This window comes from Salimicrobium humidisoli, from assembly GCF_002295105.1.
GTDB classification, from domain to species: domain Bacteria; phylum Bacillota; class Bacilli; order Bacillales; family Halobacillaceae; genus Salimicrobium; species Salimicrobium humidisoli.
In genome coordinates this window covers 1-25,226 of sequence record NZ_NSGH01000001.1, presented here as the reverse complement: position 1 = coordinate 25,226, position 25,226 = coordinate 1, and the positions used below count along the sequence as shown (strand labels likewise).

The following is a 25,226-nucleotide window of genomic DNA, read 5'->3' as shown; positions in this document are numbered from 1 at the left end:
TATTTTAAATAGAACGAATCGTTCCCTCTGCATCGATAATTCATCGTCCGTTTTTTTCCTTTCATGGCAGGGGTCCGTGCGATATCGTCCATTTATTTTTTCTTCGTGACGGAAGGTGTAATAAATAATGATTTACAACCGGAGGGAAGCGTTATATATTATAGTTTTGCATCAGCAATTTACGGTTTGGATAAAGAAGGAGATGAGAACTATGGCCACTGCACTGGCTACCGGCCTGCTGAGTGGAATTTGGACATATATAGCACCTCTGTTCGGCCTGCTGATCTGGGCAGGATTTGCCGGATGCACCACGTTTTTCGCGGTAGGGACAGGAAGATGGCGGGCGCTTGCCACTGCCACCATCACGAACATAACGGGAGTCGCCTGCGGCATGGTCATTCTCGTGCTCGCCTCGGCTGCCGACTTTTCCGCCGGGATGGCAATACTGAGCGGTATCGTCACGACGATTATGGTCCTGCTCGGTTCCGTAAAACCTATGAACTACACACCCGGAATCTTCGTCGGAGCCTTCTCCACTTTCGCTTCCGGCGGGGACTGGTCCGTCATAACGATTTCCCTGTTGTGCGGTGTCTTCCTCGGATTCTTCAGTGCGGAACTCGGTATGAAGTTTGCAGCGCTCTACCGGAAACTCGCCCCCGGCAAGGCTCTGGCCGGGGATGAAAAGAAGAAAGCGAAGGCTTTGCGATAACGGGAAAAAATAAAAAATCATGCGGTACTCTTTGTCGTATCAGCTCAGCGCTGAGGGGCGGATAGAGACTGCATGATTTTTTATCTGTCATGAAATATACGGATTTTCTTCTTTTTAGACGGGAATGGAAAAAATACGTGAGCATGACTTATCAAAAGGAGATGTACTATGTTCTTCGACAACTGGACCGAACTCTGGAATATACTATTAAAAGGAATCATCATCTACCCTTCCGTCATTCTTCTCCTCCGGCTTACGGGGAAACGGACCCCGTCGACGTTCAATATATTCGACTGGATCATCACGGTCGCTTTCGGTACGCTCGTGGGCTCGTTTTTAATAACGAAAGACATATCGCTTGCCGAAGGTTTTCTGGCACTCGGCCTGCTTAACCTGCTGCAGTTCCTCGTAACGTGGATAAGCGTGAGGTCAAAAACGTTCGCGAAGCTGGTCAAATCGCAGCCGGTCCTGCTTTTTTACGAAGGAGAATTTTATCCGGAAGCTTTGCGGAAAACACGTATCGCCGAAGTCGAGGTTCTGCAGGTAGCGCGGCAGAACGGGATCGGCTCGCTCTCCCTCGTGGAAGCCGTCGTGCTTGAGACGAACGGAGGACTCTCCATCATCAAAAAAGTGGACGGTCATCCGTTGAACGTACTGGCGAACGTAAAAATTTTGAAGGAATAGCACCCCGGTGTGCTGTGATATGATAAGAATAAGAAACGGTAAAAGGAGGCGGGAGGATGGCGAAGCACAAAATCTATACTATGAGTGTTGCGAAAGTGTATCCCCATTACATTACGAAAGCGGAGAAAAAGGGGCGCTCCAGGGAAGAAGTCGATGAAATCACCCGCTGGCTGACAGGATACAGTCAGGAACAGCTCGACGAGCAGCTCGAACAGGGAACAGATTTCGAAACGTTCTTTGAGGAAGCCCCCGCTCTTAACCCTTCGAGGAAAATGATTACGGGCGTTATTTGCGGAGTACGTGTAGAGGATATCGAAGAACCGGTCATGCAGGAAATCCGCTACCTGGACAAACTGGTGGATGAGCTGGCGAAAGGGAAAGCGATGGAGAAGATTTTGCGGGATTAGTTATATTCATTTAAAAAGTCCTGAAGGCGTTCGGCCGTTCAGGACTTTTTAAACTTTGTCTTTATTAGATGGCCGGGCGACCTCCTGTTACACGCTCGAGAGGTAATTCTTTCCCGCACTCGTCCGCCATTTTTTTGCACGTTTCATAGAAGCGGTCATAATCGATTTCGTGCATTTCATCAGTGTCGGTCGACTCGATGATATACTTCGCGAACTCCCACGTCTCTTCTTTAATGTGGCCGTGATGGACGATCGCTATTTTATAGAGTCCTTCAAGCATTGCATCCATGACGGTGAGATCCTGCTTTCCGTACAGACGGATCTGATAGAAACCTTTGTACAGATAGTCGCGGAACTTCTTCGGTTCCATCATGAACCTGAGTTCATCGTCCCGATCCGCATAATAACGCACCGGGCGATGGACGCTTGCAAGTTCTGCCATCAGAGATCCGATACGGTTAATGCAGTTTACGGCTGTATGAGGGTCGTTTATTCCCGGGGAAATAGCGCGAACCGCGATTTCCACGAGCTTCTGTATGGAAAACTCGATGTCCTGCACGTCCGTCCGCTCGTTTCCGACCAGAACGTAATCCGTGGCTGCTTCCACATCCGTCTCCTCTTCTGTCTCATTCTTTTCCCAGTAGTAAAACAAAGGGGCACCTTTTTGAATGTAGTCACCGGTACGGAAGACAGCCGCGAACAGCACGTCGTGATTTCTCGCGTATGTCAGGAGACTCTTGATTTCTATCCCCTGCAGGTAACCTGACTGTTTCGCTTTAATGACGTAAGGCTCTTTATCCTCCCACTTGGCGATTTCCTGTTCGTCCCACTCTACAGCCTCTTTGTACTCTTTTTCCCGGAACGTATTCGCAATAAGAGCAGAAGCATCTCCTCGTATTTTACCGATCAGGCTGTTCACCTGAAGGAAACGGGAAGAGTGGTGGATGAACAGAATAAAGAAACCGAGACATATGATAGCGACCAGAACGGTGAAGAACGGTCCGAGAAACTCTTTTTTGCTGCTGCTTCCGAGCAGAAACAGGTTGATCAGCGTAAAGACGAACCCGAACGAGAACACACCGAGCACGTGCTGGGTGACTCTGCTTTTCATGAAGTCCTGAAGCGTCCTCGGAGAGAACTGGGTAGTATACGTCGTAAGTACAACCATAATAGTCGAAAAACTGATCGTCGTCATCGTCAGTACAGCTGTGATGAGGGAGCCGTACATAGATGAGGCGGTCGATTTACTGAGGAAAAAAGTGGACGGCACGTTGTCGGTAATAACCGGCACGAGAAAAGTATCGATCGTATTGGTCATCGTCACTACTACGAGTGCCAGTAAACTGTAAACCGTAGGAAGGAACCAGAAGCTGTCCCGCATTCTCATCCATAACTGCATTTTATTCATCATCAGAACTCCTTTTTTTGCATCTAACCTTTCATTATACACACTCTTCGCGGTTACACCTACCAATTCCGACTGTACACAAAAAATCACAGAGCATCAGACGCCCTGTGATTTATAGAATTCAGATATTCTTATTATTTTTCTCCACTCAATTCTACAAGAATCTTCGCCTGAGATTTATCGTTGCTCAAAGCTTCGAATCCTTTGTCTACAATATCATCGAGTTTAATCTTATCCGTAATTATTCCGCGAGGGTTTAACTGTCCGGTTCCCATAAGATCAATAGTTCGCTGGAATGTGCTCGGCGAATAGGCGATAGTTGAGGTCAGTTTCACACCACTTCCAGTTAACTGCATCGGGTTCCACTCAATAGCCTTAGAAAAAATAGACACAATCACCATTGTTCCTCTTGCCTTCGTTACGCTTATGGCCTGATTGAAGGTAGGTTCTACTCCGGCTACTTCAAAAGCTGTGTCTACTCCGTCCGACTCCAGTTCATGAACTGCTTCTACGGGATCTTTCTCTCCGGAATTGATAACGTCTGTCGCCCCGACCTCTGCCGCTTTCTGAAGACGCTTTTCAGAAAGGTCCAGAGCAATAATCCTTGTAGCTCCTGCAGCCTTCGCAGCCAGAATCGTAGCAAGACCTATAGGTCCGACTCCAAACACAGCAACCGTATCACCGAACGACATATCTGCTTCTTTTATTGCCTGTACAGCTACTGCGGTTGGTTCTACGAGTGCGCCATCCTGCAAGGTCATGGACTCCGGTAAAAGATAAGCATTTTCTTCCGGAACGTTGGCATACTTCGTAAATCCTCCATCACCGTGGAGGCCTATAAAACTGAACCCATCATAGATATCCACGTCTTCCGGTTTATCGCCGTGAGTCAACGTAGGATTTATTGCTACACGGTCCCCTTTTTTAACATTCTTTACATTCGCACCAACTTCCTCAACGACCCCGGCAAACTCGTGGCCCATGGTAAGAGGTGCCTGTTCTCCTGTAAGCTCATCTTTCTCTTCATTCGGTACGAAGACAGGACCTTCTTCATATTCATGAAGGTCACTTCCACAAATACCTGCCCAGCCGACCCGGACTTTCACTTCATCATCATTCAGAGGTTTCTCTTCCCTCTCTTCTACACGCAAGTCTTTTTTTCCATACCATACTGCTGCTTTCATGGGTGATACTCCTCCTTTGAGAATAATGAATGTCGGGAATAATCCCGATATATATACAGTCTTCCCGCTAAGAACCATTATAATCTAAAAATTTAGATGATTAAATGTGAAAAACCCGCCTTTCCTCCACGTCGTATAAACGCGGTGGAAAAGAGGCGGGTTTTACTATTGAATAGTTCAATCAGGCTTTATCTCCCGGCAACTGATGGATCGTTTCGATGAGAACGTCCAGTTTTCCTTCGATGCGGTGCAGCAGGTAAAATGTGACCGCAATCGGGAAACCGACGTCCGTCAGAAACTGTACCCCCATGTCCATAATGGTCCCTCCTACAGGAAAAACCGCCTGTACGGCGGCTTCCCAGTGTTAGATTTGAATATCGTTGACGTTACGTTCTACAATGCGGGCCTGTTTCTTGGAAACGAGACCGCCGCCTGAGGATAAGAAACAGTCCTGGGCGATGATTTCGTCCATCGCAGCGTTGATAGCCACGGGGTCCGCCGGTTCTGCCGGGGCATCCAGAGAAACGGTGACGACTTTTTCTTCTTCATTAAGAAACTTCAATTCTAATTTCTTCATTTTCTACTTCCTCCTTAGTCCTGGATATGGACGATCGATGATTCATCGTCTCTTGTTACTTCGTAAAGCGGATACTGTTGCAGTGATTCGAGTTTTTCGGCAACGGCGTAAAGTGCTTCGGCCGTAGCTTCTGTGCGGACATTACGGAACGATTTCGTCTTGTAGACCGGCTGGCCGAGTTCGTCCACTCCTGTTTCAAAATCCAGTTTCAATGTCGAGTTGATTCGTTGTGTCATAAGAGCCATCAGCGTTTCCCTCCTTTCACACCTATAATCGAAACGCTACCGCATCCGGTGTCAGTTCTGCCGGATATTTTTTGAAAAAAAAAGCCGCCCTGAGGGACGACTCTAACTATTATTCTGCTGCTTTATAGAGAAGAGATTCATCTTCTCTTATCACTGTGACGATGGGGTGCTGCTACTGGATATTTAACGCCGAACCGGTACGTGTGGTCGTAACCGCCGTATTCCCCCTCAACGCTATAATCGCAGGGGAAGAAGTCTCCGGTGTCTAGCAGTTTCTCATTGCAGAAACGACAAGCTTTCCTCGAGCGTGTCTTGTCTCAGTCTTTTTCAACGCGTCCAGCGCTTGTTTAAATTCGTACACGTTCTCGAGAACGGGGCGTATATCTCCTGCAAGAATGGCTTTAACAAGTACGTTGATAGCATAGGGAAAACTTAACTTGTGCTGCAATTGGTGAACCGTGACGTTTCTTTCCGTTTCAACACTATCATCGGAAACCGTAATAACTTTGCCGCCCTCTTTCACCACGTCTATACTGTCTCTCGTTGTACCGGGCTGGATGGCTAAAGCCGCATCGACACCGCCTGACACCCATGCCGTAACGTTATCTTTCCACTGAGGATTTGAATAATCGACTGTCTCTTCTGCTCCCAGAGAGAGCATGTACTCGTGGTTTTTGGCAGAAGCAGAGCCGATCACCCGGATTCCCTGCTTATTTGCCAACTGTATAAGTAACGTACCAATGGCACCGGAAGCCCCAGCTACAAACAACGTATCTCCTTGTTTAAGATCCAGGGACTCCATACTTTCAACGGCCGTCTTACCGGCCACCGGAAGAGCAGCTGCCTGAAGAAAATCAATCTCCTCCAGAAACGGAACGACCATTTCCGATGAAACAGTGGCGTACTCGGCCCAGCTTCCCCCTTTTTGCTGCATACTGGCTGAAAGTATCACCCTGTCCCCTTCCTGAAGACCGGAGACATCACTGCCGGTTTTCGTGACAATGCCGGACCCTTCTATGCCGATCGGGTAAGGGAACCGGACATCGGGCGGAGTAAAATACCGGTCGTGAACGCCGACCCCGAACGCCTGAATCTTCACCAGTACTTCCCCCTTGTCTATAGAGGGGATTGCTACGTTTTCCAATTCAACATCATCATTCCGTGCATTCTTTCGAACGAAAGCTTTCATCGTTTCCATCTTTGGCCTCCTTGCCGTATGTGTATAAGCAGTGATTTGATACGGAAACATAGCGGTTATAAAAGAATTAACGGATCACTTCATTATAAATTTGCCCTTCGCCATCATCCTGAGTGCTGATAATTTTCAAACGCTCTTCATCTAAAATGTATACAGACTTATATTCCGGCTTTCCTTCGTTTTCATAAAGAATCACTCTGCTGTTTCCTTCGTCATTCTCCACATCTGCAGATTCGAAATCGGTACCTATTTCTTCCTTAACCACTTCGAGCTCCGGCCAATCTTTTTCGGCAAAAACGTCAGCTTTTTCTTTATCGTCTCCTCCGCAAGCAGCTAACACTCCAGCAGCCAGAAACAATGTAATCATTGCTTTCATCATGTTTCTCATTGTTCGTCCCTCCACTTATGCTATTTTCGTATTTCAGTTGGCAATATGACCATCATAGTGAAGCACGCAGCCGTTGGCAACATAAATAGATTACAGATGCTGAATCAAGAGAGCACTTTAAAACACTCCCAGTAATAGGAATGCAGCGAAAACGATAACAGTAAATGCTATTCCGCTCACATATACTCTGGAAGTATCTATATTATTCTTTTTAGCAAATATATTCATAAATATTGTGTAAAATATTCCAGCTATCAATGAGGCTGCAACTGTTTTTATAATCATGGTTACCTCCTTATCCTGGAAATGGCATTTTATATAGTAGAATCAATGATTTGTTCGAACATAAATGCACAAGGGACACCTTGTCCAGGCTATTTCTTCAAAGTAAGAAGCCGCCCCGAGGGACGACTTCTCCTTTTACGATTGCTGTTCTGCTTCGCGGAGAAGAGATTCATCTTCTCTCGTCACTTTGATGATGGAGTGCTGCTGTAAATCTTTCAGCTTAAGCACTACTTCGTAAAGCGACTGCGTCGTGGCATCGGTACGTACATTTCGGAAAGACTTCGTTTTGTACGTGGGTTTCCCTTCTTCGGTTCTGCCTGTACGGAACTGGATGTTCAACGCTGAACCGGTACGTGTTGTGGTAATCACCATATTTAATCCCTCCCTTCTTCTTTATAATCGAAAGAGAGGGGATCTCCGGTGTCGGCGTTACCTGTCCGCGGTACCGAGCGTCATGCCTCCGTCGACAGTAATTTCCGCTCCCGTGCAGTAGGAACTGTCGTCCGAAGCCAGATAGGCGACGGCGCGGGCGATTTCTGTAGGCTGACCGATCCGCCCGAGCGGTACCGAATCGTAGAAAGCAGGTACGCCTTTTCCTTCCGTAGCCATTTCTGTCTCAACGCCTCCGGGATGGATCATGTTTACCCTTATTCCCTTTGGCCCCTGCTCGATAGCGGCCGCTTTCGACATGGCCACGACCGCCGCCTTCGTAGCTGCATAGGCAGAAGACTGGCTGATAGGAGCAAATGCCGAAATCGATACGTTATTTACAATCGAGCCTTTCTTCTGCTTTTCCATCTGTGGAATGACCGCCTGCATTCCCATAAAAGCGCCGAGCTGGTTCACCTGAATCATCTGCTCGTATTCTTCCATAGTGAGCTTTTCCAGCGGTTTGCGTATCAGTAGCCCTGCATTGTTGACGAGAGCGTCGATCCGCTCGTATTCATCCACTATGTAATCAACGGCGTCTCTCCAGTCTTCCTGCTTCGTAACATCGAGCCGGACAGGGAAAGCCCGTTCTTCGCCAATTTCCCGCGCTTTCTCTTTCGCTTCCTCATAATTTCTTGCTCCGACGCCCACTATGGCACCAAGGTCGGCAAGGTGAGCGGCGATCGCCAGTCCCTGCCCCCGGTTTGCGCCTGTGACGAGTACGACGTTATCCGTTAAATCCGGCATCAGGATCCCTCCCTTTTAATTGGTATCCATTATAGCATCGACGCGGTTGAGTACGAGATTTTTTATAATAATGGAAACAAGGGGAGATAAAACGTGAATTGAAAAGAAATCCACAGCATCTACATACTCATCTTAATGACCTCATAACTGCTTACTATATATCATTGAAATATAGTTAAGTTCATTGTAAAATTAAATTATGGATGAAAATGACAAATGGGTTATTCAATTAAGAAAAGGTGTATTTGAAGTCGCTGTGCTAGCTTTGATCAGTAAACGTCCGATGTATGGGTATCAAATTATCAGAGAGTTAAAAAGAACATCCGTTTTTGAAATTCCAAATGGATCTATCTACCCTATTCTAAGGAGAATCACAAATAACAAGTGGGCGGACGTTTATTGGGAAGACTCTGAAGATGGGCCGAAGAGAAAATATTATCGTATTACAAGAGAAGGGAGCGAAGTACTAGACTATCGATTTCGTAGTCAAAAGTCTGTGTATGAAGCACTGGTCAGCTTATTAGAGGAAGGAGAATAATTACGAGCTATGAACAAAGACGTGTTTTTTTCAAGCAGTACAGTAAAAAACTTTCTAAACAAATTGAGCTACTATCTCAAGAGCCTGCCTAATGACGACCGTTATCGACATATCGAGGAAATAAAATCCGAACTGTATGAATATGCTCTTGAATTGGACGCTTCAAAAAGTGTAAATGATAGAGAAATACCTGAGGACGTCGTAAATAATTTCGCTCCTCCTAAAGTCATTGCAGACGAAATAACAGAAGAGTATAAAGACGAGCTTGGTTATTATCACAAGTCGAATAATAATTTAATTAAATACTACACAGTGTTTTCGATAGCTACTTTGGGAGGTCTCTCTCTTCCGATATTGTTCGGAGAGATGAATATTTCCTCTTCCCTTCCATTGATTCTTTTTTTTCTGGGCAGCAATATATGGTTTGTTTCGAACAGAAAAATATTATGGAATCATCACTTACTGCACTACTTCCAGAAAATGATTCGTTTTTGTGCTTCTGCACTGGTAGCTCTCCCACTTGCTTTTTTCGCTATTCGAATAATAATAACCAGCAAGATTGAGCTGTTTACTCTAAATTACTTAATAGCATATTTGACAGTAACAGGCTGTTATTTGTTTTTCCTGACGATGATGTATAGGAGGAATAAACAAGATTAAGGCTTACATGCTTCATTTAGTTATTATTGAAAAGGAGAATATCTTATTGAAGAAGATAAGCACTTATTAAAAATTTTTCTTTAACAGGGCATTCCTAACGAGTGGTACTTCGGTTATTGTTTTCTATACGAAGATACCTTCGTATGGAAGTAAGTTCCAGCACTAAACTGACTCATTATCACGCATAGTCAATAAGTGATAGAACCGGTTGTTAATTTGATTTTGATATGTTCTTTAGAATACTTCCAGTAATAAGAATGTAACTAAAACAATAAACATTATTCGGCTCCCTCATACTCTAGTAGTGTTTATATTATCCCTTCTGGCAAAGATACCCATAATTATCATGTGAATTATTCCAGCTATGAAAGAGGCTGTTGTTGTTTTTATAAGCATTTTTCACCTTCTTATCTTCGGAATGGTTTATACGAAAATGAATAAACAGGGAGGGAATCTTATTTCAGCCTATTTCTTCTTTTCATTTATTTCTTCCGCCCCCACTACCATCTCAAAAAGCGTTAACATCAGGGAAATGACCAACCTTGTCCCAAGTGCCAGTTCCACACTGCTCATGAACACATCCACTATGTAAATAGCGATCCAGTTTGTTGCAAAACCAAAAAGAAATCGCACGACAAACACCGATGTCTTTCCCCTTACCTTTTCAACAGATAAATCAGCCATAGCCCCTGAAACCAGGTCAATTGGCAACCCCAGAATAAATATACTTATTACAAAAAGGAGTAAAGACCAGCTCGATTGATACTGGACACCAAGTATTTCAAACAAGCCCACTATTCCAAGGAAGTACATTCCTATGATCATTCCAACTATTACTAAGGCAAATAGTGTTGGTCCAATGATATTTTTTGTTTTTTTCTCCATAAAATGAATCTTCTCCTTACTATGCCAATAGCAATTTATTCCCGGAATGTTCTTTTACTGCTTCTCCTAAAAAGTCATACGGTTTTTCTGCTGCTTACTTCGACTAAAAACGGATAAAATATAGTGAAAACGACCAGCAAGACAGGAAATAAACTCAATAAAACCGCTCCTAGAATATCAAAAAAGGTTTGAATGAATATACGTTTTGACATAAAGACCGGAAACCACTTAATTATTCACAAAACGGCGGGCTCCCTTCAATCAATAAGAAACGCCGATATACTCAAGTGAACAAAAGGCTCACAACTTCTAAATAACTGAAAAGTATTGTATCATAAAGGAAAAGAAACTTATCGAGGAAAGGGGTGTTGAGATTAATGCGGACTATTACTTTGGAACGGATTAATGAAAATATCTTAAAACATTCTAAAAGTGCTGACGCTGCAATACGTACTTCTTCCACCTCAAAAAGAAAAAAGAAATCCCGTACCCGTGCCCCCGGTGAAGTCCAGGCACTGAACGAAATATCTGTGGCTCGTTGGCAGAAGGCTGTAAGAGCCGGTAAAATCTCCAGACTCGGAGACAGGAAGTTATATTATGACTACAGTGAATAACCTTAAAAGAGCCCTTAAATCTTTAGAGAATAAACCCAAATTTGAACGTCAATTAGAATTTGCAGCACTTCTCACTGATTATTTTAAAAAAAAAGGTATAAAACCTATAATCGTAGGTGGATTATCTGTTGAAATTTATACAAGAAATGATTATCATACCCATGATATAGATTTTGTAAGTGATGGGTGGCATTTGTTTGATCATCTTCTTACTCAAAATCTGGGTTTCACTCGAACAGAAAGAGCATGGTATCATTTGGATACAGAAATTGCAGTGGAAATTCCTTCAAATTATCTTGAAGGAAATGAAGACCGGGTTTATGAAATCATTCTCCCTGATGGTAAGAATATCTATGTAATAGGAGTAGAGGATATTATTATTCATCGGCTCGAAGGGGTAGCCTTCTCTGTACAATTTCCTGAAGAGGACGAAGATTATGAATGGGCTTATAGAATGTTCCTGATTCATAAAGAGGATATGGATATAGACTATCTAATTGAACAAGCAAAACAGAAAAATATATACTACCTTATAGAAAAGTGGTGGCAGGAAACGAACTGACAGATAAAGGTCTGGTTAGTTCGTTTTTTATTTTGTCTCCTATTGCAAATTTTATTTAATTCAAGCCCCTTTCTTTTACAATCACCCCGTCATCAACTATTATTTGCAGTATCTTCACCAGGAATGGATGTTCCTGTATTTTTTCAAACAATTATGAGAACGCTTTCTACAAAGGAGACTACCAAGATGACGAATCATTCCAACTCTCAGGAAGCCGATTTATTTACCCACGCTTTCAATCAGAATCCATACCCCGCTTTCCATTCTCTCCAGCAGCACGCTCCCGTGCACCGGACCTTGATGCCGGACGGGCATTATGCCTGGATTGTAACGAGGTATGAAGATGCTGTAACAGTTCTGAAAGACCAGCGCTTTATTAAGGATTTCACCGTTTTTCTGGATGAAGAAAGTCGTGCCCAGGCGCATCAGAGTATTTTCTCCCGGAATATGCTATTTGCCGATCCGCCGGACCATAAACGTCTGCGCGGCCTCGTGCAGCAGGCCTTTACTCCGCGAATGATTGAAGAGCTCCGTGGCAGAATTACAGAAATCGCGAACGAGCTTATCGACGATATGCAGGACCGTTCCCAGATCGATCTGATCGATGATTTCGCTTTTCCGCTCCCTATTATCGTTATTTGTGAAATGCTCGGCGTACCGAGTGAGGACAGGGATAAATTCCGTACCTGGTCCAACACCCTCGTGGAAGCATCCAACGATCCGGAGAAAGCTGAAAAAGTGCAGCAGCATATGCAGGAATTCACCGCTTATCTTCAGGAGTGGATGACATCCAGACAGGAAAACCCTCAGGACGACATGATTAGTAAGCTCATTCAGGCAGAGGAATCCGGGGATCGCCTCTCCGAACAGGAGCTGTACGGCGTGGTGTCGCTGTTAATTATCGCCGGGCACGAAACGACGGTGAACCTTATCTCGAACGGTATGTACGCCCTAATGACTCACCCTGAACAGATGCGCAAGCTTCAGGAACAGCCTGGTCTTCTGCGCCCGGCTATCGAAGAAATGCTCCGTTTCGAAGGACCGGTCGAATTCAGTACCGACCGCTGGGCTTCTGAAACAGTCGAGCTGCAGGGGCAGACGATACAAAGGGGCGAGCATGTACTCGTAGCTCTTGATGCAGCCAACCGTGACCCGGAAGCATTTGAAGACCCGGACGTCTTCGATATCACACGCGGCCGGAGCAAGCACCTCGCTTTCGGGAAAGGCATGCACTTCTGCCTCGGAGCTCCGCTTGCCAGGGTGGAAGCCGAAGTCTCCCTGCAGACGCTACTGGAACGCTTCCCTGACCTGCAGCTGAGTACAGACGCCTCCGATCTCGAGTGGCGTCCCGGCATACTTATGCGCGGACTTACGGAACTCCCCGTCCGTCTGAAGTAAGTCGTATCGACAGTACGTGTATATAGAAGAAAAAAGGCTGTCGGCTAAATCGCCGGCAGTCCTTTAATTCCTTGCCCGTCCCCGCAAGCCTGTTTTTTATAGCCGGATGAATTTCACTTTCTTTGGAACCCTCCAGCTATATCTATAAATTCCGCTCCTTTTCTCCTATTATTCCGCTTCATATATTCTTTAGCAGCCATTCCCCTTCTCATACCGTCTCCTTCTGCTGTGCATCAAATCTACGGGTTCGTTTCCAGGTAATCAATACGAGAAGGATGTTCATGAATGCTCCACTTATACAGAACCATGCTACAGCTGTAAGGTCGTCCCCGAATATCCGGTATCCTGCAAACATCGCAGCGATCCGGACAATCAGCGAACAGATGGTGAATCCAAGATGAAATCCCTGCGCCGACAAAACGGGAAGCGTACTGACACTTGGCGCCCGCAGAAACCTGGTCCAGCCCCAGACCGCGATCCATACAGCATATTCTCCCGCCATCGACCAGCCTTCCCCGAAAACAAGTTCGAATAGCCAGGGGCCGATCAGGATGACAAGGCCAAAAGGTAAGAGCCCGATTCCTCCCATCATCGCTGTCGCCTTCAGCAGTATCGGGGTGATTTTTTCAAAATTATTTGCTCCTCGTGAGATCCTGGGATAAAGAACGTCCGATATAGCTTTCCCGATCAGGTTGGTCGGCATATCCAGGGCCATTCTTCCTATAGCATAATAGCCTGCTGCGACTGGAGAAAAGAAGCTGCTTAACATAAGGACAGGAAACCCTTGCGAAAATCCGTTCAGCAGCAGTTGAGGACTCCGGAATACCGGAAAATCATAGTATCTTTTCGCCAGTTTCTGCATCTTTTGTACATTAATCTCTGTTAAAAAACTTATCACCTTGACCGGTTTAAAGTATCCCGCCCCTACCATCATGATAAAAGAACGTAAGGCCTGGTTCATCGAAGTGAATAGTATAAGTATTGCAGCCAGAGGATTAAATAGACCAGCTCCCACCATACCCGTCTGTATGATAGCCGTCTGTCCCAGGGTGGCACGAGCGGTAATTTTGAACTGATCATTACGGATGAGCCATTGTTCTATAATCTGAAGACACCCGGTAAAAAAAATAACTAGAGGGAGACAGTAAAGAAAGGAAGCGACCTCCTCCAAATTGAAGGCAGACACTACCACGTCACTGAATAACATCAGAAAAACCGCCGTAACCATCGTTACCAGTAAAGTAATGTAAAAAGAAAGACGCATCAGGTCCATAGCTGTCTCTTTCGATTTAGGTAAAACGACAGCTACCGGATATGTCAGGGCAGCTACCGGAGTTATAATGGCAATAATTGAAGAATATACACCGAACATCCCAAAAGCTTCCGGACCATAGATTCTCGTAAGAAACTGTGAACTGACAACCATGATCACTTGTGCAGAAGCGGTGCCGGAAGCCACTATAGCTACATTTCTTACGAACGATTTCCGTGAGATTCTGACTAATATGTTTTCCATAGGCATCCCCTATCAACAAACTTTTTATAAATATCTTTTTGTTCTTTTTAAAGAACGTAAAAGGATAAAAAAATACGCTTCTTTTTATTCATTATTGAAGTTGAAGGTAAATAATTTTGATTTCTTACTAGGATTATACAACAATAACCTGTATAATCCCAGCTTTTGTTTTAAATAATGTTTACTTTTATTCTATTAAGAACAAGTTAATTCCCTTCACTGCGATGAAATTCTCCCTGCAGTGCAGTACGATACGTTGCAAGGAGTGACCTTCCGTTTAACTATAAGACATCGGTCTATTACGTGTAGCCGATCTGATTCTTATTCGCTTTAATCCTTATCATCAGGTAAATAATTGTTCTGTATATTAAATAATACATAGCCAGAATAGAATAAACGCTGTTCAAATCGATGACAAAAGCCACTATAACCAGAGACAGATAATATAGAACCCTGAACTGATTTATTTCCTTGCACAAATGTTGCAGCCATTTGAGATGAAATTTCTTCCTCGAACCTTTTTCAATGAACCTCAGGATACCGATAGTAACAGTGAAAATCATTAAAACGGAAAATAAATCAGATACGAACAATACAGGAACGGCAGAATACCTCAGAACACTTAAAACCATAAATGTAATAAGAGCTGTTCTCCCTCTGACTCTGTTATGGATTCTGTAAGTTACATCGATCAGTAACAAGAAAGCACCGAGAATGAGCACCTGGTATCCCATCAGCCAGATCGCAACGAGAGAAACTAAAGCAATAATATATTTTGATAAAACGATTCGTTTCAGATTTTCATCAAGAATGCTATATGATTCTTTGTCTAACCTGAGGGTCGGGTTCTTCTCGAATTTCGTCGTTACTATGTCATTTTTTAAATAGCCGATTTCGTATACGCTGAACAATGCGACAAAACCTGAGAGAACAGCTGCAAAATCGATATTCCTATCAAAATAATATATAACAAAGAGGACCGGTATGAAGAATGTAGTAATATAAGATATTCTGTTCATCGTATCCTTCAATCTGGTATACACAGTGTAGTAGAACGGTATCAATACTTTCCATTCAATCATAACCCCACCTCATCCTTTGTAGTGTGATGACCATACCCTTTATCGATTCGGAAGCCGGTGTTCTTGTCCTCGCTCCCTATCGATGCTTTCAATTCTTCGGATATCTTATTGATGATGGAACATAGCATTATGATTAACTACAATAAATTATACACCAGTACAACATTAAAAGAAACGTACATTCTTTAAAAAGAATGATTTACTCCAAAAAAAAGCGATGCCTGACGTATGGACATCGCTTCAGAAACGCTTATTTTTCCAAAAAAAGTGTTGTTTTTACCATAGGCGAACTTACAACAGTTACAGATATACAGAGATAACCTTAGTTAAATCTTTTTCCAAGACCCCCCCATATTCAGGAACGTTGCTTATTCAACGACTACGCCCAATTACTTAAGATGTATACTTTTCATCATATCTATCTTTCTTAGTATGGAAAATGCCAGCTATACCGGCTATCAAATTCAAAACCCCTAATACAACAAAGTAAACGGGAACCAAGATATCGAAAACAAATCCGATGATCATAGCTAAACCAAGTATTAAAAAACCTGAGTGAAAAATAGTATCGAATTTTTTATAAGCATTACCTTGTTGCATTTTAAGTCCCCTCTATTCACTTAATGCTCTTGATGCGCCGATTATTATACTTTGTTAACGAGTTTTGCTTTAAATTATAATTTTAAAGAGTAAAAGTAGTAACGTGATAATCGAACCAAAACCGAAACCCGGAATATGTACGATAAATGCGCCCATTCCATAAAGATTCCCTAAAATTAAATAAGCAAATGTATAATTTACAGGCCAACCCCCAAATTCCAAATTAAGAAATGATGGATCGTATAGGTGTAAGATAATTACGCAAGCTATGAGCGCATATATTCCTGGAGAGGCTCCTGTTCCATTCGAATAGTTTGAGAAGGTAGAGTAAGCAGTATATGTTGCTATATTTCCGATTAAATAAATCGCTAAAAAGCTCCAACTTCCAATGTTATCTTCAAGGATAACTCCGACAAAATATATGGCGTAAGCATTCCCTAACAAATGTAATATGTTTTGGTGAAAAAATGACCCTGTAAGTAGTCGGTACCATTCTCTCTCCTGCATATTATTAAAACTCTTCCCGCCAGCCCACTCTAGAAGCGTATTTTTGAATATTAATTTATCTAATATAAAAAATGACACGTATAGGGTAATAAGTATTATGTAAACATTCGGAATACTTTTCACGAAATTGTACCACCCCTTTAAAGTTTAATTCTTCTTTTATGGAGTGCGGAACGATTTCTATAGATAAGGTTGATCGTTTTCTAACTCTGTTTTACAACAATCACACCCGATTGAAGAATAGATAAGGCTCAACCGAGATAAGTAATTTCGCCTTCTTTTTCTTTTGCTCTAATGGTGATTTTTGCAGTTAGTTGTTCAGGTGGTTGTCCATAATCACCCTTTACCTCTTCAAAGATGGTTGATACGTAATTTTCAAGTTCCCCCAATGTTATTTCTTTTGATAAAACCTTATTTCTCGCAACTTCGTATCCCTTAAATGAATCATTATAATCATCTGTTTTTTCTTCTCCATAAGCTTTTATTTCGAATTCGACTTTAATATCATTAAACACTTTTTTCGCTCCTTTTTAATCTTTATCAAAAATACATCCTACAAGGATGCACTGTTAAATTAACGCACCCGATTGCTTAACTATCCTATTTTTATTATTATCTTTTTGTTTTTATAAATATGACACTTATCCCCGCAAATAAAGAGATATCTATGCCCATCCAGCTAGGTAATGCTATTATATCAAACGTTTTCATAAACGCTCAGGTTTCACTTCAAACCTATAGGTGGAAATATAGGAATAGCAATCTACAAGAGAACAAAATGCTTGTTCCATTTCTTCTGCTTAGTAAACAGTTCCTTTGTTTTATCTGTTTTTTTCCTAATAAAAAAGAGGCTACCTTCATGAAGACCCCTAAGCCTTGAAGCAAATGGTATTATTCAGCAATCGCGCCCGTTAGTTGAACAAAAATTCTATCGTGTAAAAAGCTGGTTCACTTTACTTTCATCTTTCAACTGTTCTTGTACTAAGGCTTTCAACTCCTTCTCATTAGAAAATCCACTTAAATCTTTACTATAAAAATCCTGCAATTTCGATTTAGTAATTTTATATTTATTGTCTTCGAAATCAAATGTAACCCATTCCGCATTATTAATTAACGCAAATAGGCAGGTAGCATTATTAATGGCTGTTTCTTTGTACTCTTTTTCTATCTCTGCTACATCAATATTTCCATACTTTAAAGTCATTCCATAAGGCTTTTCTTTTGTATCAAGTGAAACTTCTTGAAATTCTTCATTGTGTTTTAATTGCCTGATAATACTGGCTACTGCACTGTTATCACCAATCATAGATTCCTTGTATTGAAATATATCTTCACTGCTATTAACGTTTTCGTCACCAATAGAACCACATCCATTTAGGAAAAGTAATATTAGCATTGAAAAAAATAGATACCTTGTTATTTTTGGCATTTTCATTCCCCCTTTACACAAAAACTTTTCTGTTTTAGCTTAAAATTATTATTACTAACTTCACCAATCTTTCTCGCATTATAAAACGTAATGGTTTGTTTATTGCATTATCATAATCCAGCTAGATAATGCTATTATATCGAACGTTTTTATAAATAATCGCACTTTGTTCCAAAGCCATGGGTAGAAATATAAGAATAACAATCTTCGAGGTTTCTTTTTCTATACCTCCATACAGTTTAATATTGTGCGAATGTTCTTGGAGCATAGGCTGCCAGGGTAGATCTGAAATCACCTAGTCATTTGCAGCAGGCGCTCGTTTGTGAATAACTGGTCTTTCTGTCGAGGACGTGATTGAAGTACAATCCTATTCAGCCTTGCTATGCTTTTTAATTGCCCCACTAAATAATATAGCAAGTCCTGCATAGTTCATAATCACACCTGAAATAATCAAAGAAGCATTTATACCTCCCAAAAATAAACCTATAAGCAAAAGACATAAACTTATTAAAAAGAGTAAGGAACTAACCTTTATGTATAACATTTAAATTGCCCCTTTCTTGCAATTTAGTCCTATTGCGAAACCAATGTATACACTTAGTACATTGTGTTTAACTGTTCGAACTTTAATATAGGAGTGTAACCGCTCCTCTACTATAATCACGTATAGACCACAAGCGTTAGAGCGAATTTCTGCTTTAGTCTCAAGATGGTAACTATTTGTTGTTTTTACCAAATGGAGGTTTTGTGCAAAAGATCCTAGTCATCTACTTCTTTGTTCGTTAAGCCATTAGTAACTCAATGTCGCAATAACTCAAACTGATGCCGGTTTAATGTATATCCAAAATCATTGAGTCATTGGTTGAAAAGGGATTGTCACTTGTTTACGAATGACCATCTTCCAACTCTGCTTTGTAACAAACGCGCCCCTCTGTGTAATTGTATTATTAGGATGTATTCCAAAATAAAGAAATAATTCCGAAAAACAATAAATAAATGACCGCAATTATCGGAAAAACGAAAAGTGGTACCCTTCCGAACTTGTCCTTTCTGCTGAACAAGGATAAAACAAAAGAAAGTGCCAGGAAGATAAAACCGAGTGGCATTGTTATGCCGTCGTCAATAAACGAATCACCTGTAAAAATATAGACACCAAGAAAAACAAGCCCAACAATCAGAATAAAAAAAGAAAGCATTCCCACACTACGTTTACTTGGCAAGACAGTTGCCTCCCATATTTTCAATCTCAACATAAATTATGTAACAAAATGGCTCGTTTTGTTGTATTATCACAATTCGGCTAGATAATGCCATTGTATCAAACGTTTTATAAACGATCGGACTTTACTTCAAAGCCACAGGCAGAAATATAAGAATAACAATCTTCAAGAGAAGAAAATGCTTGTTCCGTTTCTTCTGCTATAACTTCATACAGACCATGAACATTACAGTGAATTTCTGTTTGGTCATCAAGACGGTAACGATCCCCTGTTTGTAACGATTGGAGGCTTTGGTATAAAGGGTCCTGGTCGACGTTCAGAAAATCATAAATATTACTTTGATTCATTTTATCTCTCCTTTTTACATCGTAAATAAAAGAAAAGGGAATAACACTTCTCACGCTACATTTACTGTTCTTAGAGAATGAATGTCTATGACTTCTTCTAAACCGCGTAAACGACTGTCTTTGTTATCTTCTAGTAAACTACTGGTTTCCCTGCCAAATCATTGCAGAACGGAAAAGAGTTTTAAAAATTCCAGAAAAGGAAAACCCAAAATAATGCACACAACAAAACACAACGATTGGTGACGGGAAAAAGGAGTGGATATCGATGCCGAAACAACGGATATGTGCTATCGCCTATCTGATAGCTTTTGGTCTTATGATTTTTTTGAACTACTGGAGCGCCACGAATGTCGGTATCGTAGCCGACAATAACCAGGCGATTATCCAGCCCGCAGGGTTCGCCTTTTCTATATGGGGGCTGATTTACGTCCTGCTTTTTATCTGGATTATCAAACGGTTTTTTGATAACACGTGGGAAGGATCATTAGCGTCGCGCTTAACCTTCTGGCCGATTCTCAATTTTCTCTTGAACGGGCTCTGGATCGTCGTATTTACCCAGCAGTGGCTGATTGCATCGACCCTGGTGATTGCGGGCCTTCTCGCTACCCTTGTCCTCATGCATACATTAATCACGAAGGCTGACTATAACTGGTTCGACCGGTTGCCGTTCTCCATTTATTTCGCCTGGGTGACCGTTGCGACGATCGTCAACGTGTTCGCGGTGACAGCCAGCATGAAGGTAGAGACCATCCTAGGTTTCGGCGAGCTGGACTGGACGCTTATCATGCTTGCGGCGGCAACCCTCATCGGGAGTATCGTCGCCTTCCGCTATAGCGACTGGCTCTATCCGCTCGTCATTCTTTGGCCGTTCTACGGTATTTATGTAGTCAATGACAGTGCATATAGCAGTTTGAATATAACGCTGCTGATCACCAGTATCGTGCTGGTAGTTGTGGCCATCATTACGGTTGTTAAGAAGTTTCGGGACAAACAAAAGGCATAGGAGCATCTGTGGGGATGCAAATAGAAAAATACCAAGCGTCGGGATTTAAGAAAACCGGCACTTGGTATTTTTTAATCAAATGTATGTTATTTTCACTGTAATCTGCCGGTATTTAATAAGGGGCTACCGTTACAACAACCTCACCCTTTCAACTCGTTAAGCCTTTTTCCTTCTTTTTTTAAGGCTTTCATAAATAACCGATAGGCAAATTCTTCAAAAGTTCACACCCCTTTTATTAAATCGCGTTCCAGCACTAGCTGAGTCATTTCAATAATCTTGCCACCACTGCACTGTTGTTGGTGACCAGTTACTTGACCGAAAGCAATGAACGGAAAGAAGTTCCATAATATATTTTTTGATAAATAACGTAGGAGAGCAGAAAGTGAAAGTCAAAATTAAAATAGACCATGAAGGGAAGTATCATTACGATACCAGTCATTACTGCAAAAGCTCTACTCAGGCTGGACCATATATTTCTTCTTCGCAAAGGCTCGACACAGAAACGGAAGCTATGGAGTATGCAGTTCAGCAAGTGACTGTTTTCTTTGCTGTTATGGATGAAGAGTTAGTATGGGTGCCGAACGAAGATTACTGATCCTATCTGTCCTGGAATAGAACGTTTCTGAGTGTGGAGGCCTCCTACGTTTAACTTAGTCACCTCGTATCCATTAAGACTTCTCGATGAAGATAAGAAACCACCGTGCATTTAACGCAACATGGTCCAAGCCACACTTTCTCACTAACTTTAAAAGAATTTCCGAAAACTTAACTTTTCGGAATACATTTTCACAGCGCAATTTTGCGCCGTCCTTCTCGAAGAGTTATCAGCTGCGCTTAATTGCTAAATCCGGATGAAAGTGAACGGTCTAACTTGAAGTTAGGTCGTCAAGGATGTTTTCCTATGTCCCCTCCCCGTTTGGGGGTGGGTATAAATGGGCACTCAGATAAAAAAAGAAATGGTGGGTTATCCAAAATTTAATTTTACAGTTAAAATCCCCCCTTCGAAGATCGAGAGGGGGGAACTTATTTTAGTAATAATACCTATGTGGATTTTCGTAATAAGCATCATTAATAACTGTTGAAGTATCTTTTTCTAATCCTTCATGACAAAACAAAACGCCTGTGTCTTTATAGTAAGCTTCATTTATCCAATTAGCAGTGGATGAGCTACCTAAACTCGCTCCACCCAACAGTCCCGAACTTACTGCTAATGCTCCGGAAGCAACAAAATAACTAGCTCCTCCGAAAATCAATGAAGCCCAACCGGCGGCGGATTCGTAATTAGATTTACTATGGTACATTTCCTCGACTTCATTTTCTGTTAAGTAGTAACTATTTGGGCAACTTGTTCCGGGGCCACTAGGGACATACGCATTTGTACCGACAGTAGCTGCTGATACTGTTCCAGAAATCGGTAGTAACATCACCATTAGCAAAACTGAAATAACTGACAAAAATTTCTTATGTAGCTTGATAGCTAGCCTCATGTAAAATATTTTACAGGGATACTTTACCATGATTTCCGGATGGATTTAAATGAATATTACGATTTTTTTAAAAAAAGTAAATATTTATAATTATTTTTTCTTTAAATATAAAATGTTATTGTACTTTTAAGAAAAATAGTCGAAAGGAGAATTACTTGTGGAACTGAAGAATAGCTTGAAGTTTAATGTGATTGCGCTGATCGTTTTTTTAATATTTTCAGGAACGATTGTTTACCAAGTAATATTAGGGCAGCAACCTAAAGGCTATGAGTATTTTTTAGTCGGGATTTTTTACATAGTATTTTTTATATTGGTCTTTTTTAAATTTAGAAATATCAAAAGAAATAATGCTCAGAGAGAAAAAGATTAAACGGTTATCCTTTTTAAAAACTTGGCTCAAATCGTCAAAACAAATTATTTTATTGTTGGATGTACTTACGTAACACTTAGTTTAGTGAATGTGTAAATGGGCACTCTGCAAAAGTACAGGGTGATGTCTGCCACAAGTGGCAGAACCAGAGGGTCACCGAGGATTCCTAAAAATTAAAGAACGTAAAAAGCCACCCCGTAATTGGAGTGGCTTTTCCTTTTCGGATCACGCTAAGGTGATCATTTAAAGTTTTTAGGGCCGCATTTGAGTCAAGACTCAAAGGGCAATATTATTTTTAGTACTTCTTTGATTTCTATACTTAGTATATAACATTTCACCGTTTTTGTGAACCACTGCGCTCGTAATCGTGCTTTATCGGTAGCGAATTCGTAGGTTACTTCTCTTTTTTATCTTCGCTTCTGAGCCGCGTAAACATTCTTCTTACCTTATCGTCGATAGCATCCATTTGCTCAGAATTTAGCTTGTAGACGGTCTCCTTTGCTTTCTTCGGTCGAACAATCCGGATTTTGCTAATAGGTCTCAATTGATCTGGAATGGCCATAGCTTTCTTGTCGTTCAGTCCATTGATGACCCCCAGGAACACTCTGCTTTTATGTATATCTTCTTCGGTCTGCCCCTCTTCTAACGAAGACATAGGGATTACATTCACGTTGGGGTTCATTTTTGAACTGTCACTTACAACGACGGCGTAGTGCATCCCGCCATATTCCGCTCCTACATTGAAACCGAAGTGAGCAAATACAATTTCCCCGCGTTTATAAGCTTTTAAGTAAGACGGATCGAACCCTTCTTCCCATTGGAGATATGTACTCTGAGTGTTTAGCCAGTCGATGAAAATCTTCCCTCGTTTCTCGTCCATATGTTCGATGACGCCTTCTAACTTTTGCATGGTTTTGTTCATATCCGCTATTAAATCTGCGTCTTCATGAACTTTCTTCTTGTTCACTACTCATCTCCCCTGTTCATTTCTATCAATCAAAAACTGTTCACTTTAGTCTAGCAGTTACACTTCCGTGGATGGCGGGGAGGAAGAATGGTTTTGAGTACCAAGAAAAGTGTTGTAAAAAGAAATAGAGATAACAGTTACAGCAACAACACCAAGGATTTTATATTTGATTTTTCTCTCCTCCTAAATATTCTTTTCAGAGAACTTTCCCTTATTATATCACCATGTGAAAAAGCTTTCTGTAAAATTTTATGATAAAGACTTTTTAGTTTCCCGAGCAAAAATTTCAACAATTTAATAGGTCGGTATTCTCCTCATAAAAAACGGCCACCTCTAAAGAGAAGGGGCCGAAATTAGTCATGTATATGCCTTTATATGCTTACGTATCTACTTACGAATGGCCAAAGAGAGCCGCGTACTCCCGCGGCGATATACCGAGCGCTCGAAACAGCTTGTCATACATATGGACCTCAAGGCCACCTGAACCGCCCTCGGCTCACTGGTCAACTTAAAAAGTATAGTACTTTGACTAAGAATAAGATTAAAAAAGGTAAAGCTGAAATACACACGGAAAAATTAGAGTACGATGAAGCAAAATTGTTCGAAGTTAATGATAGTGAAATTAAAACTTTAGTAGTACCGGTTATTAGTGAGAATCATCATGAGATTAGTAATGTTGCTTTTTACTTTAATAATACTAATGAAATCGAATCGTATACTGAATTAATCGTTAAAAAGTCAGTCAAAAATACTTTCCACATTGTGTTATACTTAAATGGAGAAACGCACACTGATGAAGTTACAAATGAAACTTTTACTACAGCTAAAGATTATCAGCAGCAGCAAGCTAATTCACCAATTTCAACTTTGGGAATGAATTGGGGCGGCTTACTTGATTGTTTAGGTATTACTGGAGTTGGAGCAAGTGTTATAGCTGGAGCATGCGCGGTGGCATGTGCCTTCACTGCTGGAACAGCCTGCATTGTCTGTGCTGCCACTTTCCTAGGGGTTAGAACCGGTACTGTAGCTGCGTGTGTCGGAGGTAACGTAGACTTCTAATAAAGGGGGCACAGTCTAATGTTAGAAGTATCGCTTTTAGCGTTTATTATTATTTTAATCGCCGCAGTAAGTGTCTTAACTTTAAAGAATAAGAATTACAAAAAGAAAAAATCGAATGAAGTAATTAGCTTTATATTTGTAAGCATTTCTTCAAACTCATTGGGATTAGTCTTCTTCAATAGCACGTGGGCTCTGGTTTTCTATGGTATTGGTTTTCTAACGTTGTTGGTTGCACTAGTAGTAGCCTTTAAAATGAAAACTTATACTCGGTCCATAAAATCCTCAACTCAATAGAAAGTGAGAATTATAAGTTAATTTGGGATATGTCTTTAAGGCATATCCTTTTTTTATATTAAATCGGAGTAGCTTATTTTTATTTCTTTTTTCACAATAGGTAGGCAGTCGTTCCCCCACCCTCCAAAAACTCCGAAGATGACTCCCATTTTCGATTTATTTGTAGGTGTAGAAACCCTCCTAACTGTGAACATAATCTATACCTGGTTTACTTTATGTCTTTCTCACAACATTTCGTGAGCGAAAAAGTATAAAAAAAGAATCGCCCATCGTGCATGAAGGCCGAAATTAGTCATGTATAGATTGAGTCCATATAATTGTGTAAAAAGAAAAAAAGGGCCTCATCAACCCTGTGTTACAATGTTTTCAACCACGAAAAACCAACACAGGAGGTTTGATGATGACCCAACTTAATTTTACCGTAAAC

General features: G+C 41.5%; 34 protein-coding genes. 13 read left to right on the top strand and 21 right to left on the bottom strand.

Translation table 11 applies throughout. The annotated features are described in order from the left end of the window. Window positions 1–211: 211 nt before the first annotated feature. The 3 genes from CKW00_RS00165 (at window position 212) to CKW00_RS00155 (ending at window position 1,800) form a co-directional block, all read left to right on the top strand. Window positions 212–709 (top strand): DUF1097 domain-containing protein, encoded by a 498-nt coding sequence (locus tag CKW00_RS00165; protein WP_095820829.1) that lies wholly within the window; start codon window positions 212–214, stop codon window positions 707–709. 168 nt (window positions 710–877) lie between these two features. Then, complete coding sequence (locus CKW00_RS00160) at window positions 878–1,393, top strand: DUF421 domain-containing protein (RefSeq protein WP_095820828.1); 516 nt, start codon at window positions 878–880, stop codon at window positions 1,391–1,393. Window positions 1,394–1,449: 56 nt separating this feature from the next. Continuing rightward, window positions 1,450–1,800, top strand: coding sequence for a DUF2200 domain-containing protein (locus tag CKW00_RS00155; RefSeq protein ID WP_095820827.1), 351 nt, complete (start codon window positions 1,450–1,452; stop codon window positions 1,798–1,800). Window positions 1,801–1,864: 64 nt separating this feature from the next. Here CKW00_RS00155 and CKW00_RS00150 read toward each other — a convergent pair whose 3' ends face one another. The 10 genes from CKW00_RS00150 to CKW00_RS00110 all read right to left on the bottom strand — a co-directional run bounded on the left by CKW00_RS00150 (window position 1,865) and on the right by CKW00_RS00110 (window position 8,261). Continuing rightward, window positions 1,865–3,208 carry a DUF2254 domain-containing protein gene (locus CKW00_RS00150; protein ID WP_095820826.1) on the bottom strand — a complete coding sequence of 448 codons (1,344 nt, stop codon included), beginning with the start codon at window positions 3,206–3,208 and terminating at the stop codon, window positions 1,865–1,867. A gap of 134 nt (window positions 3,209–3,342) precedes the next feature. Further along, on the bottom strand, window positions 3,343–4,392 hold the full coding sequence (locus tag CKW00_RS00145; RefSeq protein WP_095820825.1) for a 2,3-butanediol dehydrogenase: 1,050 nt from the start codon (window positions 4,390–4,392) through the stop codon (window positions 3,343–3,345). 181 nt (window positions 4,393–4,573) lie between these two features. Further along, entirely contained in the window at window positions 4,574–4,708 is a 135-nt protein-coding gene (locus CKW00_RS00140; protein ID WP_008592115.1) for a YvrJ family protein, read from the bottom strand. 48 nt (window positions 4,709–4,756) lie between these two features. Continuing rightward, the gene (locus CKW00_RS00135) at window positions 4,757–4,969 is read right to left on the bottom strand and encodes a DUF2922 domain-containing protein (protein ID WP_008592117.1); all 213 of its coding nucleotides are present in this window, start codon (window positions 4,967–4,969) and stop codon (window positions 4,757–4,759) included. 14 nt (window positions 4,970–4,983) lie between these two features. Continuing rightward, window positions 4,984–5,214: a DUF1659 domain-containing protein gene (locus CKW00_RS00130; RefSeq protein WP_008592118.1), complete on the bottom strand. Its 231-nt coding sequence runs from the start codon at window positions 5,212–5,214 to the stop codon at window positions 4,984–4,986. Between the two features lie 265 nt (window positions 5,215–5,479). Beyond that, a complete protein-coding gene (locus CKW00_RS00125) occupies window positions 5,480–6,412 on the bottom strand; it encodes an NADP-dependent oxidoreductase (RefSeq protein WP_095820824.1) in 933 nt (310 codons plus the stop codon). Window positions 6,413–6,479: 67 nt separating this feature from the next. Next, on the bottom strand, window positions 6,480–6,800 hold the full coding sequence (locus CKW00_RS00120; RefSeq protein WP_095820823.1) for a hypothetical protein: 321 nt from the start codon (window positions 6,798–6,800) through the stop codon (window positions 6,480–6,482). A gap of 117 nt (window positions 6,801–6,917) precedes the next feature. Further along, the gene (locus CKW00_RS13620) at window positions 6,918–7,085 is read right to left on the bottom strand and encodes a hypothetical protein (RefSeq protein WP_158221248.1); all 168 of its coding nucleotides are present in this window, start codon (window positions 7,083–7,085) and stop codon (window positions 6,918–6,920) included. Window positions 7,086–7,220: 135 nt separating this feature from the next. Further along, on the bottom strand, window positions 7,221–7,457 hold the full coding sequence (locus CKW00_RS00115; RefSeq protein WP_095820822.1) for a DUF1659 domain-containing protein: 237 nt from the start codon (window positions 7,455–7,457) through the stop codon (window positions 7,221–7,223). Window positions 7,458–7,514: 57 nt separating this feature from the next. Beyond that, on the bottom strand, window positions 7,515–8,261 hold the full coding sequence (locus tag CKW00_RS00110) for an SDR family NAD(P)-dependent oxidoreductase (RefSeq protein WP_095820821.1): 747 nt from the start codon (window positions 8,259–8,261) through the stop codon (window positions 7,515–7,517). 199 nt (window positions 8,262–8,460) lie between these two features. Between CKW00_RS00110 and CKW00_RS00105 the strand changes: the two genes are divergently transcribed. Beyond that, a complete protein-coding gene (locus CKW00_RS00105) occupies window positions 8,461–8,799 on the top strand; it encodes a PadR family transcriptional regulator (protein ID WP_008592121.1) in 339 nt (112 codons plus the stop codon). Window positions 8,800–8,808: 9 nt separating this feature from the next. Further along, complete coding sequence (locus tag CKW00_RS00100) at window positions 8,809–9,459, top strand: HAAS signaling domain-containing protein (RefSeq protein ID WP_095820820.1); 651 nt, start codon at window positions 8,809–8,811, stop codon at window positions 9,457–9,459. 465 nt (window positions 9,460–9,924) lie between these two features. On the opposite strand, the gene CKW00_RS00095 is transcribed toward CKW00_RS00100, so the two are convergent. Continuing rightward, window positions 9,925–10,344, bottom strand: coding sequence for a YrvL family regulatory protein (locus tag CKW00_RS00095; RefSeq protein ID WP_008592124.1), 420 nt, complete (start codon window positions 10,342–10,344; stop codon window positions 9,925–9,927). 392 nt (window positions 10,345–10,736) lie between these two features. Between CKW00_RS00095 and CKW00_RS00090 the strand changes: the two genes are divergently transcribed. The 3 genes from CKW00_RS00090 (at window position 10,737) to CKW00_RS00080 (ending at window position 12,918) form a co-directional block, all read left to right on the top strand. Continuing rightward, window positions 10,737–10,958: a hypothetical protein gene (locus CKW00_RS00090; protein WP_143544208.1), complete on the top strand. Its 222-nt coding sequence runs from the start codon at window positions 10,737–10,739 to the stop codon at window positions 10,956–10,958. Then, on the top strand, window positions 10,942–11,520 hold the full coding sequence (locus CKW00_RS00085) for a DUF6036 family nucleotidyltransferase (RefSeq protein ID WP_095820819.1): 579 nt from the start codon (window positions 10,942–10,944) through the stop codon (window positions 11,518–11,520). The genes CKW00_RS00090 and CKW00_RS00085 overlap by 17 nt, the downstream gene beginning before the upstream one ends. A 186-nt stretch (window positions 11,521–11,706) precedes the next feature. After that, window positions 11,707–12,918: a cytochrome P450 family protein gene (locus CKW00_RS00080; RefSeq protein ID WP_095820818.1), complete on the top strand. Its 1,212-nt coding sequence runs from the start codon at window positions 11,707–11,709 to the stop codon at window positions 12,916–12,918. Between the two features lie 208 nt (window positions 12,919–13,126). Here CKW00_RS00080 and CKW00_RS00075 read toward each other — a convergent pair whose 3' ends face one another. The 8 genes from CKW00_RS00075 to CKW00_RS00035 all read right to left on the bottom strand — a co-directional run bounded on the left by CKW00_RS00075 (window position 13,127) and on the right by CKW00_RS00035 (window position 19,619). After that, window positions 13,127–14,434 carry a lipopolysaccharide biosynthesis protein gene (locus CKW00_RS00075; RefSeq protein WP_095820817.1) on the bottom strand — a complete coding sequence of 436 codons (1,308 nt, stop codon included), beginning with the start codon at window positions 14,432–14,434 and terminating at the stop codon, window positions 13,127–13,129. A 299-nt stretch (window positions 14,435–14,733) separates the two neighbouring features. After that, window positions 14,734–15,516 carry a hypothetical protein gene (locus tag CKW00_RS00070; protein WP_095820816.1) on the bottom strand — a complete coding sequence of 261 codons (783 nt, stop codon included), beginning with the start codon at window positions 15,514–15,516 and terminating at the stop codon, window positions 14,734–14,736. 393 nt (window positions 15,517–15,909) lie between these two features. Further along, window positions 15,910–16,116 (bottom strand): hypothetical protein, encoded by a 207-nt coding sequence (locus tag CKW00_RS00065; RefSeq protein WP_008592134.1) that lies wholly within the window; start codon window positions 16,114–16,116, stop codon window positions 15,910–15,912. A 69-nt stretch (window positions 16,117–16,185) separates the two neighbouring features. Further along, a complete protein-coding gene (locus CKW00_RS00060) occupies window positions 16,186–16,746 on the bottom strand; it encodes a rhomboid family intramembrane serine protease (RefSeq protein WP_095820815.1) in 561 nt (186 codons plus the stop codon). A 128-nt stretch (window positions 16,747–16,874) separates the two neighbouring features. After that, window positions 16,875–17,138, bottom strand: a complete 264-nt coding sequence (locus CKW00_RS00055) for a hypothetical protein (protein WP_008592137.1) — start codon at window positions 17,136–17,138, stop codon at window positions 16,875–16,877. A gap of 413 nt (window positions 17,139–17,551) precedes the next feature. Next, complete coding sequence (locus CKW00_RS00045) at window positions 17,552–18,052, bottom strand: DUF4825 domain-containing protein (RefSeq protein WP_008592139.1); 501 nt, start codon at window positions 18,050–18,052, stop codon at window positions 17,552–17,554. 947 nt (window positions 18,053–18,999) lie between these two features. Continuing rightward, window positions 19,000–19,272, bottom strand: a complete 273-nt coding sequence (locus CKW00_RS00040) for a hypothetical protein (protein ID WP_008592140.1) — start codon at window positions 19,270–19,272, stop codon at window positions 19,000–19,002. 107 nt (window positions 19,273–19,379) lie between these two features. Continuing rightward, window positions 19,380–19,619 (bottom strand): hypothetical protein, encoded by a 240-nt coding sequence (locus CKW00_RS00035; protein ID WP_008592141.1) that lies wholly within the window; start codon window positions 19,617–19,619, stop codon window positions 19,380–19,382. Window positions 19,620–19,884: 265 nt separating this feature from the next. Between CKW00_RS00035 and CKW00_RS00030 the strand changes: the two genes are divergently transcribed. Together CKW00_RS00030 and CKW00_RS00025 are read left to right on the top strand one after the other, a co-directional pair. Further along, window positions 19,885–20,622 carry an ABC transporter ATP-binding protein gene (locus tag CKW00_RS00030; protein ID WP_008592142.1) on the top strand — a complete coding sequence of 246 codons (738 nt, stop codon included), beginning with the start codon at window positions 19,885–19,887 and terminating at the stop codon, window positions 20,620–20,622. 382 nt (window positions 20,623–21,004) lie between these two features. Then, window positions 21,005–21,217: a hypothetical protein gene (locus CKW00_RS00025; protein WP_095820814.1), complete on the top strand. Its 213-nt coding sequence runs from the start codon at window positions 21,005–21,007 to the stop codon at window positions 21,215–21,217. 433 nt (window positions 21,218–21,650) lie between these two features. Here the strand turns inward: CKW00_RS00025 and CKW00_RS13550 are convergent, their stop codons facing one another. Continuing rightward, a complete protein-coding gene (locus CKW00_RS13550; protein ID WP_143544207.1) occupies window positions 21,651–22,109 on the bottom strand; it encodes a hypothetical protein in 459 nt (152 codons plus the stop codon). A gap of 157 nt (window positions 22,110–22,266) precedes the next feature. On the opposite strand from CKW00_RS13550, the gene CKW00_RS00020 reads away from it, so the two are divergent. Continuing rightward, window positions 22,267–22,479, top strand: a complete 213-nt coding sequence (locus CKW00_RS00020) for a hypothetical protein (RefSeq protein ID WP_095820813.1) — start codon at window positions 22,267–22,269, stop codon at window positions 22,477–22,479. Window positions 22,480–22,873: 394 nt separating this feature from the next. Here the strand turns inward: CKW00_RS00020 and CKW00_RS00015 are convergent, their stop codons facing one another. Further along, window positions 22,874–23,446 carry a type II toxin-antitoxin system PemK/MazF family toxin gene (locus tag CKW00_RS00015; protein ID WP_233129677.1) on the bottom strand — a complete coding sequence of 191 codons (573 nt, stop codon included), beginning with the start codon at window positions 23,444–23,446 and terminating at the stop codon, window positions 22,874–22,876. A 525-nt stretch (window positions 23,447–23,971) separates the two neighbouring features. Between CKW00_RS00015 and CKW00_RS13545 the strand changes: the two genes are divergently transcribed. Both CKW00_RS13545 and CKW00_RS00005 read left to right on the top strand, forming a co-directional pair. Next, the gene (locus CKW00_RS13545; protein WP_143544206.1) at window positions 23,972–24,505 is read left to right on the top strand and encodes a hypothetical protein; all 534 of its coding nucleotides are present in this window, start codon (window positions 23,972–23,974) and stop codon (window positions 24,503–24,505) included. 18 nt (window positions 24,506–24,523) lie between these two features. Beyond that, the gene (locus CKW00_RS00005) at window positions 24,524–24,799 is read left to right on the top strand and encodes a hypothetical protein (RefSeq protein ID WP_095820812.1); all 276 of its coding nucleotides are present in this window, start codon (window positions 24,524–24,526) and stop codon (window positions 24,797–24,799) included. Window positions 24,800–25,226 lie beyond the last annotated feature (427 nt).

What these genes read in the sequence shown, in the direction of transcription:
- CKW00_RS00165 (WP_095820829.1), top strand. Translation starts at nt 212, where the DNA reads ATGGCCACTGCACTGGCTACCGGCCTGCTGAGTGGAATTTGGACATAT.
- CKW00_RS00160 (WP_095820828.1), top strand. Translation starts at nt 878, where the DNA reads ATGTTCTTCGACAACTGGACCGAACTCTGGAATATACTATTAAAAGGA.
- CKW00_RS00155 (WP_095820827.1), top strand. Translation starts at nt 1,450, where the DNA reads ATGGCGAAGCACAAAATCTATACTATGAGTGTTGCGAAAGTGTATCCC.
- CKW00_RS00150 (WP_095820826.1), bottom strand. Translation starts at nt 3,208, where the DNA reads ATGAATAAAATGCAGTTATGGATGAGAATGCGGGACAGCTTCTGGTTC.
- CKW00_RS00145 (WP_095820825.1), bottom strand. Translation starts at nt 4,392, where the DNA reads ATGAAAGCAGCAGTATGGTATGGAAAAAAAGACTTGCGTGTAGAAGAG.
- CKW00_RS00140 (WP_008592115.1), bottom strand. Translation starts at nt 4,708, where the DNA reads ATGGACATGGGGGTACAGTTTCTGACGGACGTCGGTTTCCCGATTGCG.
- CKW00_RS00135 (WP_008592117.1), bottom strand. Translation starts at nt 4,969, where the DNA reads ATGAAGAAATTAGAATTGAAGTTTCTTAATGAAGAAGAAAAAGTCGTC.
- CKW00_RS00130 (WP_008592118.1), bottom strand. Translation starts at nt 5,214, where the DNA reads ATGGCTCTTATGACACAACGAATCAACTCGACATTGAAACTGGATTTT.
- CKW00_RS00125 (WP_095820824.1), bottom strand. Translation starts at nt 6,412, where the DNA reads ATGGAAACGATGAAAGCTTTCGTTCGAAAGAATGCACGGAATGATGAT.
- CKW00_RS00120 (WP_095820823.1), bottom strand. Translation starts at nt 6,800, where the DNA reads ATGAGAAACATGATGAAAGCAATGATTACATTGTTTCTGGCTGCTGGA.
- CKW00_RS13620 (WP_158221248.1), bottom strand. Translation starts at nt 7,085, where the DNA reads ATGATTATAAAAACAGTTGCAGCCTCATTGATAGCTGGAATATTTTAC.
- CKW00_RS00115 (WP_095820822.1), bottom strand. Translation starts at nt 7,457, where the DNA reads ATGGTGATTACCACAACACGTACCGGTTCAGCGTTGAACATCCAGTTC.
- CKW00_RS00110 (WP_095820821.1), bottom strand. Translation starts at nt 8,261, where the DNA reads ATGCCGGATTTAACGGATAACGTCGTACTCGTCACAGGCGCAAACCGG.
- CKW00_RS00105 (WP_008592121.1), top strand. Translation starts at nt 8,461, where the DNA reads ATGGATGAAAATGACAAATGGGTTATTCAATTAAGAAAAGGTGTATTT.
- CKW00_RS00100 (WP_095820820.1), top strand. Translation starts at nt 8,809, where the DNA reads ATGAACAAAGACGTGTTTTTTTCAAGCAGTACAGTAAAAAACTTTCTA.
- CKW00_RS00095 (WP_008592124.1), bottom strand. Translation starts at nt 10,344, where the DNA reads ATGGAGAAAAAAACAAAAAATATCATTGGACCAACACTATTTGCCTTA.
- CKW00_RS00085 (WP_095820819.1), top strand. Translation starts at nt 10,942, where the DNA reads ATGACTACAGTGAATAACCTTAAAAGAGCCCTTAAATCTTTAGAGAAT.
- CKW00_RS00080 (WP_095820818.1), top strand. Translation starts at nt 11,707, where the DNA reads ATGACGAATCATTCCAACTCTCAGGAAGCCGATTTATTTACCCACGCT.
- CKW00_RS00075 (WP_095820817.1), bottom strand. Translation starts at nt 14,434, where the DNA reads ATGGAAAACATATTAGTCAGAATCTCACGGAAATCGTTCGTAAGAAAT.
- CKW00_RS00070 (WP_095820816.1), bottom strand. Translation starts at nt 15,516, where the DNA reads ATGATTGAATGGAAAGTATTGATACCGTTCTACTACACTGTGTATACC.
- CKW00_RS00065 (WP_008592134.1), bottom strand. Translation starts at nt 16,116, where the DNA reads ATGCAACAAGGTAATGCTTATAAAAAATTCGATACTATTTTTCACTCA.
- CKW00_RS00045 (WP_008592139.1), bottom strand. Translation starts at nt 18,052, where the DNA reads ATGCCAAAAATAACAAGGTATCTATTTTTTTCAATGCTAATATTACTT.
- CKW00_RS00035 (WP_008592141.1), bottom strand. Translation starts at nt 19,619, where the DNA reads ATGAATCAAAGTAATATTTATGATTTTCTGAACGTCGACCAGGACCCT.
- CKW00_RS00030 (WP_008592142.1), top strand. Translation starts at nt 19,885, where the DNA reads ATGCCGAAACAACGGATATGTGCTATCGCCTATCTGATAGCTTTTGGT.
- CKW00_RS13550 (WP_143544207.1), bottom strand. Translation starts at nt 22,109, where the DNA reads ATGAGGCTAGCTATCAAGCTACATAAGAAATTTTTGTCAGTTATTTCA.
- CKW00_RS00005 (WP_095820812.1), top strand. Translation starts at nt 24,524, where the DNA reads ATGTTAGAAGTATCGCTTTTAGCGTTTATTATTATTTTAATCGCCGCA.